The sequence below is a fragment of the Bradyrhizobium sp. 215_C5_N1_1 genome (genome assembly GCF_052075935.1).
In the GTDB taxonomy this organism is placed as follows: Bacteria; Pseudomonadota; Alphaproteobacteria; order Rhizobiales; family Xanthobacteraceae; genus Bradyrhizobium; species Bradyrhizobium barranii.
In genome coordinates, this window is sequence record NZ_CP197228.1 from 8,719,161 (window position 1) to 8,735,336 (window position 16,176).

Sequence of the window (16,176 nt, forward strand, 5' to 3'; positions counted from 1 at the left end):
GACCGGGGCATCCAGTACGCCGCGGCCTCTCGGCTTAAACACAACTGTCTCTGGAATACTGGATCGCCCGATCAAGTCGGGCGATGACAGCGAGCATGCGGAAAGCCCCGCGCAGCTCGTCGTTATCCGACGAAGCAAGGGACGCAGCTCTATCCTGCCGCTGGCAGTGCGCTGTCCGGCGGCGTGCCCCATGGGCGGTCGGCTGAGGCGAGCCCGATCAGGCGGCCCTGGATGTAGTCGCAGCCCCAGTCGCGCAGCATGGCGGCGGCCTCTTCGTCCTGCACCCACTCGGCAACCGTCTTGATGTCGAGGCGGCGGGCGAGGTCGATCAGGGTCTGCACAAAGGCGCGGTCGTCGGCGGAACGGGTGATGTTCTGCACGAAGGCGCCGTCGATCTTGACGATGTCGACGCCGAGCTTGCGCAGGTTTCGGAACGAGGTGTAGCCGGCGCCGAAATCGTCGATGGCGATGCGGCTGCCGAAATTCTTCAGCCGCGTGACGAAGCCGCGCACGTCATCGATGTCCTGGATCGCGACCGTCTCGGTGATCTCGACGATCAGCCGCTCGGCGACGCCGGGATGGGCCAGCATCAGCGACTCAATTCCAGCCCACCAGTCCGGATCCATCGTCGTATCAGGCGAGATGTTGAGGCTGAGGCAGATGTCGGGCGCGGCCGCAAGCTCGGCGACCACGAGCTCGAGCACGCGGTGATCGACCAGGCGGATCAAGCCGAGCCGTTCGGCAACCGGCACGATGTCGGGCGCCAGCAGCACCTGGCCGTCGCCCTGGTCCATCCGCACCAGACATTCGTGGAACGCGCACTCGCGCGAGGCGGCCGCGACCACCGGCTCATAGGCGAGCTTGATGCGGCGCTCGTTCAGCGCGGTGACGATCTCGTCGGTGACACGGATGTTGACGCGGCGCTGTGCGTCGCGCGCAGCATCCGGGCGCCACGCCGCGAACGAACCGACGCGGCGTTGTTTTGCCGCGTCCAGCGTCTCATGGGCGCGATTGACGGCCTCGTCGGTGCTGCGGGCATAGCGCGGCACGCTGACCGCGCCGATCGACGCCGTGACCGAGACCGGGCCGGATTTGGTCGGCACCACCTCGTCGCGGATGCCGGCAAGGAAGCGCTCGGCGGCGACGTTCATGTCATCGACGGTGCAGTTCTTCAGGATCAGGCCGAACTTGTTGCCGGAGAAACGGCCGAGCACGTCGCCGCCGCGCAGGCGGGCGCGGATGCGCTTGGCCACGTCGAGGATCACGGCGTCCGCGACGTCGAAGCCGAAAGCGTCGTTGACGCGGGCGAGATGATCGATGCCGACCAGCATGAAGGCTGCGGTCGAGCGGAAGCGGGTCGTCTCCTCGATCGCCTCGGCCAGCGCCGCGATCAGGTGGGAACGATTGAGCTCACCGGTCAGCGGATCGAGCCGAGCCAGCTTGGTCAATTCCTCGTCGCGGGCGTGGCGCTCATTGTTGATGCGGATGGAGCCGATCGCGCGCACCGGGCGGCCATCGGGGCCGGCGAACCAGCGGCCGGTCTCCTCGATCCAGACCACGGGATCGGCGGCGCTCATGCGCACGCCATATTCGACCCGATAGGGCGTGCCGTCGGCGCCGTGCACCGGCGAGGTCTGCGCCAGCGCGGCGGTCCGCAGCGTCTGCGCGGGCTCGATCAGCTTGGCGAATTCGGCGCCAGTCGCGAGCCGCTCGGCCGGGATGCCGGGAAAGACGCTGGCGACCTGCTCACCCCACACGATGGAATCGCTGGCGATGTCCCAGGCGAAAACGGCCTGACCAAGAGCGGCCAGGATGTCGGAGGCTTGCGGCAATGCAGGGGTCAAAATCGCCTCGTTTCGGGACAGCAGGGAGTCCTGAGTCGGCACAGAATACGGCCAGATTCGACTCCGACTCTAGGCAAAGTTCATAAACAATTTGGAAACCATGTTTCGCAGGCCCGCGGAACCAAACCGGCCCGGCCGGCATAGGCCTTGCGAGTACATGACACGCACCGGCGCCGGCGTCTCGAAACGCGACAGGCCTCGCCGGATCAACGGTGATTGCGATGTTAAGTACTGATCGACCGAACTGCGCGGACAACGGCACGGGCACGGCCCTGGTGCCGCTGCTGCCGACGTTGCAGTGGGTCCACAAGGCGCCGCTGCCCCGTCCCGATCCGAGCTTCGTCACCCAACTCATTGCCAATGCCGAGCACCTGCCCCAGTCCAGCCGGCTCCGCCGCGCCTCTTCCGAAGATGCGCAGACGGCCTATGGCAGCAAGCGCCCGCTTCCGAGCGTCACCGCGCGCACGCGGCAGGTGGTTTGAAGGATCAGCGCGGCGCGTCGGGAGACGGCGGCGTGCCGTTGCCCGGTTGCAAATCCGGCGAGGGAATTTCCGGCGAGGGCGGGTTCACCGGCTTCGGCGCGGGGTGATCCTTCAGCACGGATTCGGCGACCGACTGCGCTGAAGGCGCGGGTGGCACCGCTGGCGCAGACACCGGCTCGAACTTGGGTTCGGACGCCACATCGTCCGTTGCCGCTTCGACCTGGCGCTTGGCCTTGCGCGGCGCCGGCACTGTCGTCTCCGCGACATAGGTGACGCGGCGGCGCGTGCGCTGGGCGATACCGCCGAGGAAATCGGCCATCGCGAGCAGCACCAGCAGGAAATAGGTGGAGTTGCCGAACTTGGGCCACATCACGAACTCGGCCGCGGCAGCACCGAACACGATCAGCGACAGCAGATGATCCATCAGGAATTTCGAGCCGGGCCGCGCGCCTTTGACCACCTCTAACAGCAGCAACACGATACCGAGCGCGAGCATCACGTCGGCAAGCGTGACCGGCCAGGTCTCGCCCGTGATCATCGGCACCTTGAACAGCACGTCCGTGAAGGACACGGACGGCATCAGGAAGGCGATGATGTTGTAGACCGCGAGCGGGATCAGGAGCAGCGGGAAACCGACCATCGGCGAAATGCCTTCTCGATCAAGATATCCGGACAGGACAATGCGGCCGCGAAGCATTAGCTCCGCCGCCGTCATTGTCATATCTCATTGGGTGGCCGAAATCAGGCAGGCGAAATGATCCTGCCCGGAGAAAGGTCCTAAATTCAGGACTCTTTCTTCTTCAGGACCTGACGGCCCTTGTACATGCCGGTCTTGAGGTCGAGATGGTGCGGACGACGGAGCTCGCCGGAGTCCTTGTCTTCCGCATAGGTCGGCTTCTTGATGGCGTCTGCCGAGCGGCGCATGCCACGACGCGACGGCGAGGTTTTTCTTCTCGGAACGGCCATTTCAATATCCTCTAGGGATTGGTGTTGTCAGGGCATCGTCCGCGAGGGGACGGCTCAGCACCCGCAAACCGAGGCGAGCTGAATGCCGATCAAGGCCGGGCTTATAGAGGAAGGCTGGCCGTAAATCTAGGCTTTTGGACCGGAAAATACGTCCGAAAAGGGCCCAAAATCAGCGATTTTCCCGCCAGCAGGTCAAAAGCGAGTTCGCCTGCGCCCTCGCCACATAGGTCCCCGCCAGCCGCCGGACGCCAGGCCCGGGGGTCCGGGCGCTCCGTTTGACCGGATTGGGCAGGATCGAGGCCAGAAGTGCCGCCTCCCGGGGCGAGAGGTTGGCCGCCGATTTGCCAAAGGCATAGGCGCTGGCCGCCTCGACCCCAAACTGGCCCTGCGGGCCGAGCTCGGCGATGTTGAGGTAAATCTCCAGGATTCGCGCCTTGGGCAGGACAAAATCGATCCACAGCGCCAGCGGGAATTCCAGCGCCTTGCGGACAAAATCCCGCCCCTGCCAGAGGAACAGATTTTTTGCCACCTGCTGGGTGATGGTGGAGGCGCCCCGGAAGGGCGTCCCGTCCTCCTTCGCATCGTCGATCGCCTCGCGCAGCGCGCCCCAATCGATGCCGTGATGCTTGCAGAAATGGGCGTCCTCGGCCGCCACCACCGATCGCAGCAGCGAGGGAGACATCGCGGCCAGATCAATCCACTCCCGATGCATCGGCGCACCCCGGAGCGACCGCCAGGCCATCAGCGTCGAAACCGGATGGCCGGTGCGGTAGAACGGCGCGATCACGTAGGGCGCGAGAGCCACGACCATGAGCGCTACCAGCAGGATCTTGACGATGCGCAAATCGACCTTTCCGGCGCAAAATGAAACGCGGCCACGGATCCCGCCATTAAGTCTGTGATAATTCGGGCCTTTTCCAGCACTTTTTAGGCCTTCCAAACGATTGACTGGGGCGGGCGCATAAAGGATTGTCCCGCCGAATTTTAGTTCTGGAGCCCTTCTTGATGACCGGCACGTCCCCGTCCGATTTCGCCAAACGCCTGGACAAGACCGCTGATGACACCGAAGCCCTGCTTGGACGCCTGCTGGCGCACGACATCCTGCACGATGAGATCGCTCGTCCCAAGCGACTGATGGACGCAATGCGCTATTCGAGCCTCAACGGCGGCAAGCGTCTGCGGCCGTTCCTGGTGGTCGAGAGCGCCGCCGTGTTCGGCGTTCCCCGCGAGGCCGCCCTGCTCGCCGGCGCCGCGCTCGAATGCATCCACTGCTATTCGCTGATCCATGACGATTTGCCGGCGATGGACAATTCGGACCTGCGCCGCGGCCGTCCCACCCTGCACAAGAAGACCGACGACGCGACCGCGATCCTCGCCGGCGACGGCCTGTTGACGCTCGCCTTCGACATCATCACCCGCGATGAGATCCACCGCGACGCCAATGTGCGCCTCCTGCTGACGCGCGCGCTGGCGCGCTGCGCCGGCATCGGCGGCATGGTCGGCGGCCAGATTCTCGATCTCGCCGGCGAAGGCCGTTTTGGCGGCAACGAGCCGATCGATGTCGCCCGCATTCAGCAGATGAAGACCGGTGCGCTGCTGCGCTACGGCTGCATCGCGGGCGCGATCCTCGGCCAGGCCTCGCAAAAGGAATATCAGGCGCTCGACGATTACGGCCGCGCGCTCGGCGAAGCCTTCCAGATCGCCGACGATCTGCTCGACGTCGAAGGCGATGCGGCGGCCCTCGGCAAGCCGGCCGGCGCCGATGCAGCGCTCGGCAAGACCACCTTCGTCACCCAGCTCGGCATCGAAGGCGCCAAGCAGCGCGTGCGCGACCTGCTCGCGCGGGCCGACGGCGCCGTGTCGATCTTCGGCGACCGCGCCGCCGTGCTGCAAGCCGCCGCGCGCTTCGTCGCCGAGCGAAAGAACTGATGTAGTGCACGATCTTCACCTCGCCCCGCTTGCGGGGAGAGGTCGATATTCAGGCGCGGCTTGAATATCGGATGAGAGGGAGCCTCCGCGAATCCAGCTCTCACCGTCCTTGCGGAGGCTCCCCCTCACCCCGACCCTTTCCCCACAAGCGGGGCGAGGGAGCAGGCCGCCGCCGCGGCGACAACGAGAGTTGAGCGAGAGGGCTGGAGCCATCATGGCCACCGACAAAGACGATCCCGTCCTCGTCCGCTTCCGCAAGATGTCGCGGCCGATGCGGCTGATTTACGCGCGGCCGCGTACCTTTATCGCGCTCGCTGCCGGCATCCTGGTCTGCTTGCTGCTGCCGGGATCGCACCGGCTGGTGACGCGGCTGCTGTTCGGCTGGGATGCGTTGATCGCGGTTTATCTCGTGCTGGTCTACGCGATGATGCTGTGCAACGACCAGCAGCACATCCGCCGTAGTGCCGCAATGCAGGACGACGGCCGCTTCGTGATCCTGCTGGTGACGGCGATCGGCGCCTTCGCAAGCATCGCAGCGATCATGTCTGAGCTCGGCACCCCGCATCGCGGGGCGTGGGAGTTGACCATCGCGATCGCCACCATCGCGCTCTCATGGGCCGCCGTGCACACGACCTTCGCGCTGCATTACGCCCATGATTATTACCGGCACCCGCCGGGCGGATTGCAGTTTCCGAGCGGCGATAAGGAAGATCACGCCGATTATTGGGACTTCGTTTATTTCTCGTTCGTGATCGGCATGACCGCGCAGGTCTCCGACGTCGGCATCACCGACAAGACCATCCGCCGCACCGCGACCGCGCATGGCATCGTGTCGTTCATCTACAACACGGCGCTGCTGGCGCTGACAGTGAACATCGCGGCAAGCGCGATCTCGAACTGACGTCATCCCGGCAAGTGCCGAGACGACGGCGTCGATGGCGCGGTCCTAGTTGCACACCTCGGCATTGGCGTCGTTGCCGGGGCCGCCGCCGCCGCGATATTCGAGATGACAGCCGCGGTTGACCGGGCGGCAACTGCCGCCATTGCAGAAAATCTGCCCGCCACCCGAGGCGCGGCCGGCGCTCGCGGCAGCCGCAATGCCCGCGGCGGCACCATAGCCGCCCGCCGCGCCACCGGCCTGACGGCGCTGCCGTGCGGAACGCTCATCGCCGTCGTCGCGCTTGGCGGTTGCAGGCTTGGCCGTCGCAGGCTTGGCGATGCGCTGCTTCTCGCACGCATTGTCGTCGTTGATCGCATAGCCCTCACGGCAAACGATCTTCGTGCACTTGTCGCCGTCGGCCTTGAAGCCGTGCTCGCAGACCAGCGGGCAGACGCGCGACGGCTTTGACTTGACGGTATCGAGCGCATCGGTGCTCGCCACTTTCACGTCGAGCTTGGTGCCGGCGTAACGGTTGAACTGCGACAGCGAGCGCCGCGAAATCGTATTCCAGTTGCCATCAGCCTGCCCGGAGAAGCAGCCGACGCGGCCGAGCTCGGTCTGCACCAAGCGGCTGAGGTCGACCGGCGTGGTCGTCGGCGTCAGCGAAGCGACGCTGCTGCCGGCGGGGCTCGCCGTGCTGGCGGGTGCAGCACCTGGTGCCACGGCGGCGAGGTTGACGCGCTGCTGCTCGGCCGCGGCCGCCTGCTGCTGCACCTGCTCCTTGGCCTTCTGCGCGGCGAGCTGCGCCTGCTCGGCGGCATTCGCATCAGCCGCAGCCTTGGCCTGCGCATCCTTCTGCGCGCCGAGGGCGGCAAGACGATCGCGTTCGGCCTCGGCCTGCTTCGCCTTCTCGGTGGCCGCCGCATGGGCCTGCTCGGCACCGATTTTTTCGACCTGAAGCTTGGCGAGATTCGCATAGAAGCCGTCAGGATGCTGGGCCAGGAATGCCTCCCAGGCCGGCCTGTTGCCAACCTGGAGCGCGAGCTCGTAGTCGCGGCGGATATCGGCCGCCTGCGGGTTCGCCACCGGAGCGGCCGTGACCACCTTGACCGGCACCAGCGGCACGTCCTCGCCACCGAGCGAACCGTACACGAACGGCTCCTGCTTGTTGCCGGTCGATTTGAGCACGTCGTCGCGCACGAAGCCGAAGGCGCGGCGGACGTCGAGGCCCGGCGTCGTCAGATGCTTCGACAGCGCGACCGTAAACGGGCTGTTGGCGCCGTCGCCGTCCTGCGCCGTGAAGCCGGCCTTGGCCGAATACGCGATCAGCGTGTTGGGGCTGTTCGGCTCGACCTGGGCCAGGCCGCGGCCGATGCCGCGCGAGACAACCGTGCGCTTCATGGTCTTGCCGAACGGATTATCGCGGCAGGCGTCGAGGATCACCAGGCGAAGCTGCCTGGCGGGCTCGACCGTGACCAGGACGCGGTCGAGCGACAGCCCCTGGTCGTAGACATCGGTGTCGCGTTCGAGCTTGGCGTCAACAGGGATCAGATAGTTCGAGCCCTCGACCTCGATGCCGTGGCCGGCATAGTAGATCACGGCGATGTCGGCATCGCGCGTCACATCGGCAAAATCGCGCAGCACGCGCCGCGTCTCCAGCGCGGACAGATCATGCCGGGACTCCACAATTTCGAAGCCGGCGTCCTTCAGCGTCTTCGCCATCACTGCACCGTCATTGACGGGGTTCGCGAGCGACGGCGCGTACTGATACGACGAGTTGGCAAGGACCAGCGCCACGCGCTTTCCGGCGAGAGCGGGCGCAGCGCCGAACAAGAGAGCCAGGAAAAGCGGACAAAGTCCGAGCAGGCTACGCATGACAGAACTTCCAGAGATCGGGAGCAATTCGGTCGCCCTTTGGGGATTGCCTTAGCAGAATCCGCCATCGCATTTGTGATGGAGATCACGAAGACGACGCCTGCAAACTGCCAAGGAACTCTTTAGTCTCGCCAGAGCGATAGCGGTTCGCTGGCGCAGGCCAAGTATGCGCTCAGTCAGCCCCGATGTGTCCCCGGTATTGCGGCAGCTCGTCCGTGATCTCATGCCAGGGCGCTTTCGAGCCCACGAAGATGTGGGCGCTCGGCCGAATCGAGGGGGCGTCAACCAGGGTTCCCATGGCGACATGGACCCATTTTCCCTCGCGCACCCGGGAATAAAGCAGCGAGCCGCAGCGCGCGCAGTGCGCGTCATGGGTTGTGTCGTCGCCATAGATGAGGCGCTGGTCCTCGCCACGGACGATGCGGAGCTTGTCCTGCACGATCCCGGCGAACGGCTTGAAGGCGGAGCCGGTGGTGCGGCGGCAGTTCGAGCAATGGCAGTTCAGTGCGTAAGAGAACGCGTCCGCGACCTCGCAGCGCACGGCACGGCAATAGCATTCACCGGTGAGGATACGAGCGTTCGAATTTTCTGATCCGGTCATTCCAGCGTCCTCGCTCAATTGGCGCAGACACCCATAGCGCATTTTGATGTGTACGACTAAGTTCGCCCCAAGCCATCATTCAAAGGGATGTCCCATGAGCCAGAACCGTTCGAGCGTCGAAGCCGTCGTGCAATCCTATTTCGACGGACTTTACGAGGGCGATGCCGAAAAACTCGGCGCCATCTTCCATCCCTCCGCCGATTTGCGCTGGGTCGAGAAGGGCGAGCTTCAGGTGCTGACCGTGCCCGACTGGCTCGATCGCGTCCGCAAGCGCCCTTCCGGCAAGGCCGAAGGCAAGCCGCGCGAGGATTTCATCGTCACCATCGACCGCTCGGACGACAAGACCGCCTTCATCAAGGTCAGGTGCCAGCTGCCGCCACGCTTTTTCACGGACTATCTGGTGGCGATGAAGCTCGCCGACGGCTGGCAGATCGTGTCGAAATCGTACCGGTATGACCTGAGGGAGTGAGGGGGACGACCCTTCCGCTGCCCGAATTCTGACGAACTCGCCTTTGATTTTCCGTCATTGCGAGCGAAGCGAAGCAATCCAGTCTGTCTCCGCGGAAAGATTCTGGATTGCTTCGCTGCGCTCGCAATGACGATGTCTGAAAGTCCCCTATGCCTCTCGACCGCCGTACCCTGTTTGCCTCGCTGTGCTGGATGGCCGCCTCCCCCGCGCTCGCCGTAGACGCACCGCCGGAGCTCGAATCCTACGAGCGCGAGAGCGGCGGGCGGATCGGGGTCTATGCCGAGAACCTCGCGACTGGCGCGAAGCTCGCATGGCGCGCCGACGAGCGCTTCGTCATGTGCTCGACATTCAAGGCTTCGCTCGCGGCCTGCGTGCTGGCGCGGGCCGATCGCGGCGAGGAGCAGCTTGCGGCCATGATCCCCTACGGCAAGGCCGACCTGCTCGACTACGCGCCGGTCGCCAAACAAAATCTCGCCGCCGGCGCGATGTCGGTCACCGACATGTGCAAGGCGATCGTCGAGCTCAGCGACAACACCTGCGCCAACCTGCTCTTGGCGCGGATCGGCGGCCCCGCCGCGCTCACGGCCTTCTGGCGATCGCTCGGCGACACCACCTCGCGGCTCGACCACAACGAGCCCGAGCTCAACCGCTCACCGCCCGGCGATCCCCGGGACACCACGACGCCGGCGGCGATGGCCGGCAACCTGAAGCGGCTGGTGGTGGGCGAAGCACTGTCGCCGGCCTCGCGGACCCAGCTCACCGAATGGATGGTGGGCTGCAAGACCGGCGCCAACCGGCTGCGCGGCGGCCTGCCGGCAGGCTGGAAGATCGGCGACAAGACCGGCAACAACGGCAAGGATGCGTCGGGCGATATCGCGGTCGTCTGGCCCAAGCTCGACAACAAGGCGGATGTACCAATCCTGATCGCGGCCTATACCCAGGGCGGCAGGCCCAACGCCGCGCAGATCGAAGCCGTGTTCGCGCGCGTCGGACGCATGGTGGCCGAACGGCTGGCGTGAGCCGCGACGCATTGACCTTTTGGCCGCTTCCGGGCCAAGACAGGCCATGATCGCAGCGAAATTTCAGACCTTTCTCATCCTGCTCACGGTGCTGGCCGGCACCGCGCTGGTCGCCCGCCGCTTCAACATCGCACCCGCCATTCTCCTGATGCTGTCCGGCGTCGGCCTCGCCTTCGTGCCGGGCATGCCGCCGGTGGAACTGCCGCCGGAACTGGTGCTGCTGATGGTGTTGCCGCCGCTGATCTACTCGGCGAGCGTCGCGATGAGCTGGCGCGAGTTCAGGAACAATCTGCGGCCGATCGTGCTGCTCGCTGTCGGCGCGGTGATCTTCACCGCGGCGCTGGTGGCTGCGGCCACGCATTATGTGATCGGCCTGCCCTGGACCATCGGATTCCTGCTGGGCGCCATCGTCGCTCCGCCGGACGTGGTGGCGCCGCTCGCGATCGCGCGCCGTCTGAACATACCGCGCCGGCTCCTGGTCATCCTCGAGGGCGAGGGACTCGCGAACGACGCGACCGCGCTGATCCTCTACCGCTTCGCGCTTGCGGCCATCATGGTCGGCCATTTCTCACTGCCGCTGGCGGCCGGCGAGTTTGTCCTCATCGTCGCCAGCGAGATCGCCTTTGGCATCGGCATTGGCTGGCTCTCCCTTCGCTTCCGCAAATGGTCCAGGGATCCGCAGGTCGAGCTGACGCTGTCGCTGATCACGCCCTACGTGTCCTACTGGCTGCCCGAGCATCTCGGCGGCTCCGGCGTGATCGCGACCGTGGCCTGCGGCCTCTATGTGAGCTGGAACGGCCCGCTGCTGATCTCGGCGTCAACGCGCCTGCAAGGCATCTTCTTCTGGGATCTCATCATCTACCTGATCGAGGGCCTGCTGTTCCTGCTCACCGGCTTCCAGATGCGGGCACTCTACGAGAAGTCGAAGGCGTTTCCGCTCGACGATATCATGATCGCGACCGCGGTGGTCCTGGCGGTCATCGTCATCGCACGCTTCGTCTGGCTGTATCCTGCGATCTATCTGCCGCGGATATTGAGCAAGAGCCTGCGCAAGCGCGACCCATCGCCGCCATGGCAATGGCCGTTCGTGCTCGCCTTCACCGGCGTGCGCGGCGCGGTGTCGCTGGCGGCCGCGCTGGCGCTGCCGTTCACGTTGCCGGGCGGCGAGGCCTTCCCGTATCGCGACCTGATCCTGTTCGTCGCCTTCGGAGTCATCTTCGTGACGCTGATCGGCGTCGGCCTGACGCTTCCGCCGGTGGTGCGCTGGCTCGGTGTCGCCGAGGCCGGCCGCAACGAGCATGTCGCCGAGCACGAGGCCGAGATCGCGGCACGCCGCCAGGCGCTCGAGGCGGCGCTGAAGTCGCTCGACGCAATGACCGAGGAAAAGGATGTGTCGGACGAGGTGATGCGGCTCCTGCGCGCGCGTCACGAGATTCGTGTCAACCAGCTTCCGGATTCCCTCGACCCCAACCATCACGACGTCTCCGCCGCCGGCACCGCCCTGACCCGCGACCTGATCGTCGCCGAGCGAAAGTTCATCCACGACCTCCTGCGCGACGGTCAGATCACCGACGAGACGCGGCGCCGGATCGAGCGCGACCTGGACCTGGAAGAGGCAAGCCTGGCGAACAGGGAGTATCGGGGGGTGCCGTTGTAGTCTTTTCGTCATTGCGAGCGAAGCGAAGCAATCCGGACTGCTGCCGTGGAAAGACTCTGGATTGCTTCGCTTCGCTCGCAATGACGGCAGCACCAACTATCGCCTCTCGCAAAATTCCCCGACCCCCGCCGCAACGGCGCCCGCAATCATCTCCTGCCGCTCCGACGAATTCATCTCCATCTCCTCGTCGCGGTTGATGATCGAGCCGGCTTCGAGCAGCACGGCGGCACTCCGCGTCCGTGACAGCACGACGAGCCCGTCATAGCGGTAGACGCCGACATCCTTGTCGAGCAGCTGGCGCCGGTAGCGGCCCATCACCGGCAGGGTGTATTGGCTGGCGTAGTGCAGCCCCTGCTCCTTCAACTGTCTGCCGATCATCCGGGCCAGCTTCAGGCTGCTGGTGAAGTGCGGATTGCGCTCGGACACGAACAGCGAGTGACCCGAGAAGCGGTCGCTGAAATAGCTCTTTGCGCCGTCGAATTCCCAGGTCTCGAGCAGCTTATCCGGCACCGAATCGTGATGGATCGATAGCACGAGATCGGCCCGGCCGTCATTCGCGGCACTGACGCGCTTGAACAGGCTCGGCCGCGCCTTGCCGTCCGTGACGAGCAGCCGGGTTGCGGTAAAGCCTTCGGATTTGAGTTTTGCCGTGACCAGCCTTGCGAGCCGGAAGTTGAAGCCGAATTCCGGATCATTGCGCGCGCTCAACGCGCCGTAGGAGTCCGGGGTGTGCCCGACGTCGACGACGATCCGGAATTTCGGCATCTCACATTTGGCTGGTGCGGGCGCAGGCTTAGGTCTGGCTTTCGCAACCTTCCGGGCCGGGGCAGCACGGCCCGCGTCGATCGACGGAAGCAACAGTGCGACCAGCGACACGAGGAGAATTGCGACGATGCCCCGCCCTAACGACAAGTCCTACTCCGCTGCCGCGATCCTCGGCCTGCCGACGAAGTCGGCGACGTCGCCGAAGCGCTGCACGACGATCGCAACAACTCGCCCATTCCCGTCCCCGAGCCGGACTCGGTCAGGAACTTGTTGTCCTCGGCGCGGAGCATGGCGGATCCTCCCGATTTGATTTTCGGGAAGATTGGCGCGGACGCGGGAAGACGTCAACGCAAGCACGGCTTCGTGAAGTGGGTTGGCGCAGCGTAATCGCCGCCTTTATGGCAGGCCGAAGGGGGCAGATCTTAGGGCTCCTATCCGCCCCCATCGCAATTACCTGACGGTGACGGCGACTGTGTATACCTTGCCATTATCCGGGTCGGTAGGGTCCGCCGTCACGCGCCGATACGTGAAGGAGTCTTCACCGACATAACCCTTCTTGGATTGGTACACCACGCTGGTCAGCCGCACGGTCTTGGCCTCTCCGCTTCTCAATTTGCGTTGCCCGGTGCTCGCTCGCGTCGTCACGGCACCGCTCTTCGGCGGAGTCACGACTTCAATGCTGACGGGCCAGACCTTGCCACTGCTGTCGACGCGCCAGTGTCCGCCGCATTTGCAGATTTCCTTTGCCTCGCCCGATTTCACGACGAGCGACGTGTTCCCCCCGCCCGCATGTGCGCCACAGAGGATTCCGAAGAACAGGACGAGCCCCGCGGTGATTTTGATCAAGAGGGCCGACGGTAGGCGTACCGGGTAGGTTGTCATTTCATAAGTCTCCAATGAAAAAATCTTAGAGTTATTGTATGGGATTGTTCCGGCTGGCGAGGCCGATGCACTCGTGCCCGGCTATCTCAAGGTTCTCGCGACTCGAAATCCAACGTTGCTCACGCGTCCTTCGGACTGCACGCCGTAACGGCTCCCCGCTTCGACTGCATCCGCCTTGCTGACCCAGGAGCCTCCCCTGAGGACACGCTGCTCGCATCGGCCTTTCAGCCAAGGACTCCCGTCCACAGGCACGCCCTCATAAGTGTCGTTGACGCAATCCTCGACCCATTCCCAAATATTGCCGTGCACCTGATAGAGGCCCCACGGATTCGGCTGGAAGGAATCGACAGGAGCCGTCTTTTGCCCGGAGGCACCCTTTGCATTCTTGTCCTGGCTGGCCCTGTCATCGTAGTTGGCCTGGCCCCGAGACACGGAGACTCCCCACCAGAACGATGACGTCGTTCCCGCGCGCGTCACATATTCCCGCTCGGCTTCGCTCAGGAGGCGGTACGTCTTGCCGGTGCGGGCCGACAACCAGGCTGCATAGCTCTTGGCATCCGACCAGGAAATGTTGATCGCCGGTCGTCTCCCGCGGCCCCAACCGTTGTCCCAGGGCTTGTACCCATTGCATCCCCCATCGGCGACGCAGGCGTCCCATTCCGCAAACGTGACAGCGTAACGGCCAACCGCGAATGAATGGGCGAACGTCACCTTGTGGCGAGACGATTCCGCGGTGCGTTTCGATGCACTCTCCGACGTCCCCATCATGAACGCGCCCGGCGGGACCACAACCATCTCCGGACACTTTTCACATTCCTTGAAGCTGGCCTTCTGCTTCAGAGCCGCCTCTTCCGAATCGGACAACACCTTGATGCCAATCGCAGTCAGTCCTTCGCGCTGCGGGGTCGTGTCTGGAGCCGGAAGCGTGGCGTTGGTGGAGGCCACCTGCACCGCCTGTAACGCCTTGAACCGTTCGCGCGCCTCTGCGGAGCGCGCGCTTTCGGGAAATTTGCTCAGAAACTCTTCGAACATCGCCGGCGAGCGCCCATCCTTGATCGCATTCCAGACGATCTCATCGGTCGCGGGCGGGGCCGGCGGCGGTGCAGCTGCCGCCGCGCGTTCCTTCCACAGCTCGTCACGACGCGACAGCGCGGCAGAGACGTGCGAACTGCTGGAATATTTTGCGGAATACTCCTCGAAGATCGCGGGATCGTGCGACTCCTTGATCGCGTTCCAGACGATCTCATCTGCAGGCGGAGGTGGCGGCGCTTGAGCGGCCGCGATCTCCTTCCTCAGATCATTCCCGCGCTGTCGCGCGTCCGCGATGTGCGGGCTCGCCGTATATTTACTCACGAACTCATCGAAGATCGCGGGATCGCGCGATCCCTTGATCGCGGCCCAGACGATGTCCTCGGCGGCTGGAGGTGGCGGAGCTTGCGTGGCGGCAATCTGCTTTTTCAGCTCATCCCTGCGCCTCTGGGCGTCCGCCAGATGCGGGCTTGCCGGAAACTTGCTGGCGAAATCATCGAAGATTGCCGGATACGTCGAGCCTTTGATGGCATCCCAGACGACCTCGTCGGCGGTCGGAGGCGGTGGAACGCGGGCGGCAGCGGCGGCGATCTGCTTTTGCAGCTCGTCGGCACGCGATTGCGCCTCGGCTCGATGCTTGCTGGTGGGAAACTTGCTGACGAAATCATCGAAGATCGCGGGATAGTTCGAATCCCTGATCGCCGTCCAGACGATTTCGTCGGCGGTCGGCGGCGGGGGTATGCGCGCGGCAGCCGCAGCTTGCGCCTGCTTGAGCTCATCACGCCGTGATTGGGCCGCCTTCAGATGTGGCGTCGTCGGAAACTTCGCGATGAACTCCTCGAACACGGCCGGATAGGTCGAATCCTTCACGGCGTTCCAGACGATGTCATCCGTCGTTGGCGGTGGCGGCAGTTTCGGTGCATCGACGATCGAGATGACAGAGCCGCCCAATGATCCATAGACGAACGGCTCCTGGTGACGATTGGTGACCTTCAGCACTTCGTCGCGAACTCGGCCGAGCGCAATCCTCAAGTCCAAGCCGGGAGCGGCGATGTTGTGCAGCAGCGCGGCCGTGAAGGGACTGTTTTTGGCATCGCCGTCCAGCGCAACCGATCCGGCCTTGGCCGCGAAGGCAATCAGCGTATCGGATATCGCGGGCTCGACCTTCGCCAACCCGCGACCGATCGATCGGCACGCTATGGTTCGCTTCATGGTCTTCAAGAACGGGTTGTCCCGGCACGCATCCAGGATGACGAGGCGAAGCCGCTTGGTGGGCTCGATCGATTTCAGAATGCGATCGAGGGAAATAGCCTCATCCTCGATGTCGAAATCGCGGGACAACTTCGCGTCGACGGGGATGACGTAGTTTGCACCATCGACCTCGATGCCATGGCCGGCGAAATAGACGACGGCCACGTCGGCATCGCTTGCCATCTCGGCGAAATCGCTGATCGCGCGCCGCATGTCTGAAATCCCAAGATCACGGCGGGCATCGACCGCGGAAAATCCTGCAGATCTGAACAGGGAGGCAATCTCGGCGGCGTCATTCCGGGGATTCGGAAGGCTCGGGACATTCCGGTACGACGAATTGCCAATCACCAGAGCGACGCGCTTCTCGGCCAGCGCCTGACCCGCGAACCCGTAAAAAACGAGCGCAAGAATGGTAGCCGCCACCCAGCGCATAATTCCCCCCAAATCGCCCTTTGCGAGTATATCGCTGGTTGTAGCCCCTGCAAGCAGCACCACGAGCCCACATCATTCGACGGGGGCAATACCAA

At 64.5% G+C, this 16,176-nt stretch carries 15 protein-coding genes; 6 read left to right on the forward strand and 9 right to left on the reverse strand.

Features of this window, described 5'->3' with window-relative positions:
- Positions 1–149: 149 nt before the first annotated feature.
- Positions 150–1,844, reverse strand: coding sequence for a bifunctional diguanylate cyclase/phosphodiesterase (locus AB7G19_RS41995; protein ID WP_085404092.1), 1,695 nt, complete (start codon positions 1,842–1,844; stop codon positions 150–152).
- 221 nt (positions 1,845–2,065) lie between these two features.
- Between AB7G19_RS41995 and AB7G19_RS42000 the strand changes: the two genes are divergently transcribed.
- On the forward strand, positions 2,066–2,326 hold the full coding sequence (locus AB7G19_RS42000; RefSeq protein ID WP_167768148.1) for a hypothetical protein: 261 nt from the start codon (positions 2,066–2,068) through the stop codon (positions 2,324–2,326).
- Between the two features lie 4 nt (positions 2,327–2,330).
- On the opposite strand, the gene AB7G19_RS42005 is transcribed toward AB7G19_RS42000, so the two are convergent.
- From AB7G19_RS42005 to mtgA, 3 genes are all read right to left on the reverse strand, one after another.
- Positions 2,331–2,966 carry a hypothetical protein gene (locus AB7G19_RS42005; RefSeq protein WP_085404093.1) on the reverse strand — a complete coding sequence of 212 codons (636 nt, stop codon included), beginning with the start codon at positions 2,964–2,966 and terminating at the stop codon, positions 2,331–2,333.
- Between the two features lie 143 nt (positions 2,967–3,109).
- Complete coding sequence (gene rpmF / locus AB7G19_RS42010) at positions 3,110–3,292, reverse strand: 50S ribosomal protein L32 (protein WP_028149139.1); 183 nt, start codon at positions 3,290–3,292, stop codon at positions 3,110–3,112.
- Between the two features lie 169 nt (positions 3,293–3,461).
- A complete protein-coding gene (mtgA, locus tag AB7G19_RS42015) occupies positions 3,462–4,136 on the reverse strand; it encodes a monofunctional biosynthetic peptidoglycan transglycosylase (RefSeq protein ID WP_085404038.1) in 675 nt (224 codons plus the stop codon).
- A 161-nt stretch (positions 4,137–4,297) separates the two neighbouring features.
- Between mtgA and AB7G19_RS42020 the strand changes: the two genes are divergently transcribed.
- Positions 4,298–5,221: a polyprenyl synthetase family protein gene (locus AB7G19_RS42020; RefSeq protein WP_085404039.1), complete on the forward strand. Its 924-nt coding sequence runs from the start codon at positions 4,298–4,300 to the stop codon at positions 5,219–5,221.
- Positions 5,222–5,435: 214 nt separating this feature from the next.
- The gene (locus tag AB7G19_RS42025) at positions 5,436–6,122 is read left to right on the forward strand and encodes a DUF1345 domain-containing protein (protein ID WP_063980020.1); all 687 of its coding nucleotides are present in this window, start codon (positions 5,436–5,438) and stop codon (positions 6,120–6,122) included.
- Between the two features lie 45 nt (positions 6,123–6,167).
- Here the strand turns inward: AB7G19_RS42025 and AB7G19_RS42030 are convergent, their stop codons facing one another.
- Entirely contained in the window at positions 6,168–7,976 is a 1,809-nt protein-coding gene (locus AB7G19_RS42030; RefSeq protein ID WP_085404040.1) for a caspase family protein, read from the reverse strand.
- Positions 7,977–8,148: 172 nt separating this feature from the next.
- Complete coding sequence (locus tag AB7G19_RS42035) at positions 8,149–8,577, reverse strand: GFA family protein (RefSeq protein WP_085404041.1); 429 nt, start codon at positions 8,575–8,577, stop codon at positions 8,149–8,151.
- A 94-nt stretch (positions 8,578–8,671) separates the two neighbouring features.
- Here AB7G19_RS42035 and AB7G19_RS42040 point away from each other — a divergent pair, with 94 nt between their 5' ends.
- The 3 genes from AB7G19_RS42040 to AB7G19_RS42050 all read left to right on the forward strand — a co-directional run bounded on the left by AB7G19_RS42040 (position 8,672) and on the right by AB7G19_RS42050 (position 11,722).
- Positions 8,672–9,046: a nuclear transport factor 2 family protein gene (locus AB7G19_RS42040; protein WP_007598116.1), complete on the forward strand. Its 375-nt coding sequence runs from the start codon at positions 8,672–8,674 to the stop codon at positions 9,044–9,046.
- Between the two features lie 149 nt (positions 9,047–9,195).
- Entirely contained in the window at positions 9,196–10,065 is an 870-nt protein-coding gene (gene bla / locus AB7G19_RS42045; protein WP_085404042.1) for a class A beta-lactamase, read from the forward strand.
- Between the two features lie 46 nt (positions 10,066–10,111).
- Positions 10,112–11,722: a Na+/H+ antiporter gene (locus AB7G19_RS42050; RefSeq protein WP_094184376.1), complete on the forward strand. Its 1,611-nt coding sequence runs from the start codon at positions 10,112–10,114 to the stop codon at positions 11,720–11,722.
- Positions 11,723–11,818: 96 nt separating this feature from the next.
- Here the strand turns inward: AB7G19_RS42050 and AB7G19_RS42055 are convergent, their stop codons facing one another.
- The 3 genes from AB7G19_RS42055 to AB7G19_RS42065 all read right to left on the reverse strand — a co-directional run bounded on the left by AB7G19_RS42055 (position 11,819) and on the right by AB7G19_RS42065 (position 16,081).
- Positions 11,819–12,634, reverse strand: a complete 816-nt coding sequence (locus AB7G19_RS42055) for an N-acetylmuramoyl-L-alanine amidase (protein WP_354077347.1) — start codon at positions 12,632–12,634, stop codon at positions 11,819–11,821.
- A gap of 303 nt (positions 12,635–12,937) precedes the next feature.
- Positions 12,938–13,369, reverse strand: a complete 432-nt coding sequence (locus AB7G19_RS42060; RefSeq protein ID WP_063980026.1) for a hypothetical protein — start codon at positions 13,367–13,369, stop codon at positions 12,938–12,940.
- A gap of 81 nt (positions 13,370–13,450) precedes the next feature.
- Positions 13,451–16,081 carry an SUMF1/EgtB/PvdO family nonheme iron enzyme gene (locus tag AB7G19_RS42065; protein ID WP_441268809.1) on the reverse strand — a complete coding sequence of 877 codons (2,631 nt, stop codon included), beginning with the start codon at positions 16,079–16,081 and terminating at the stop codon, positions 13,451–13,453.
- Positions 16,082–16,176: the final 95 nt, after the last annotated feature.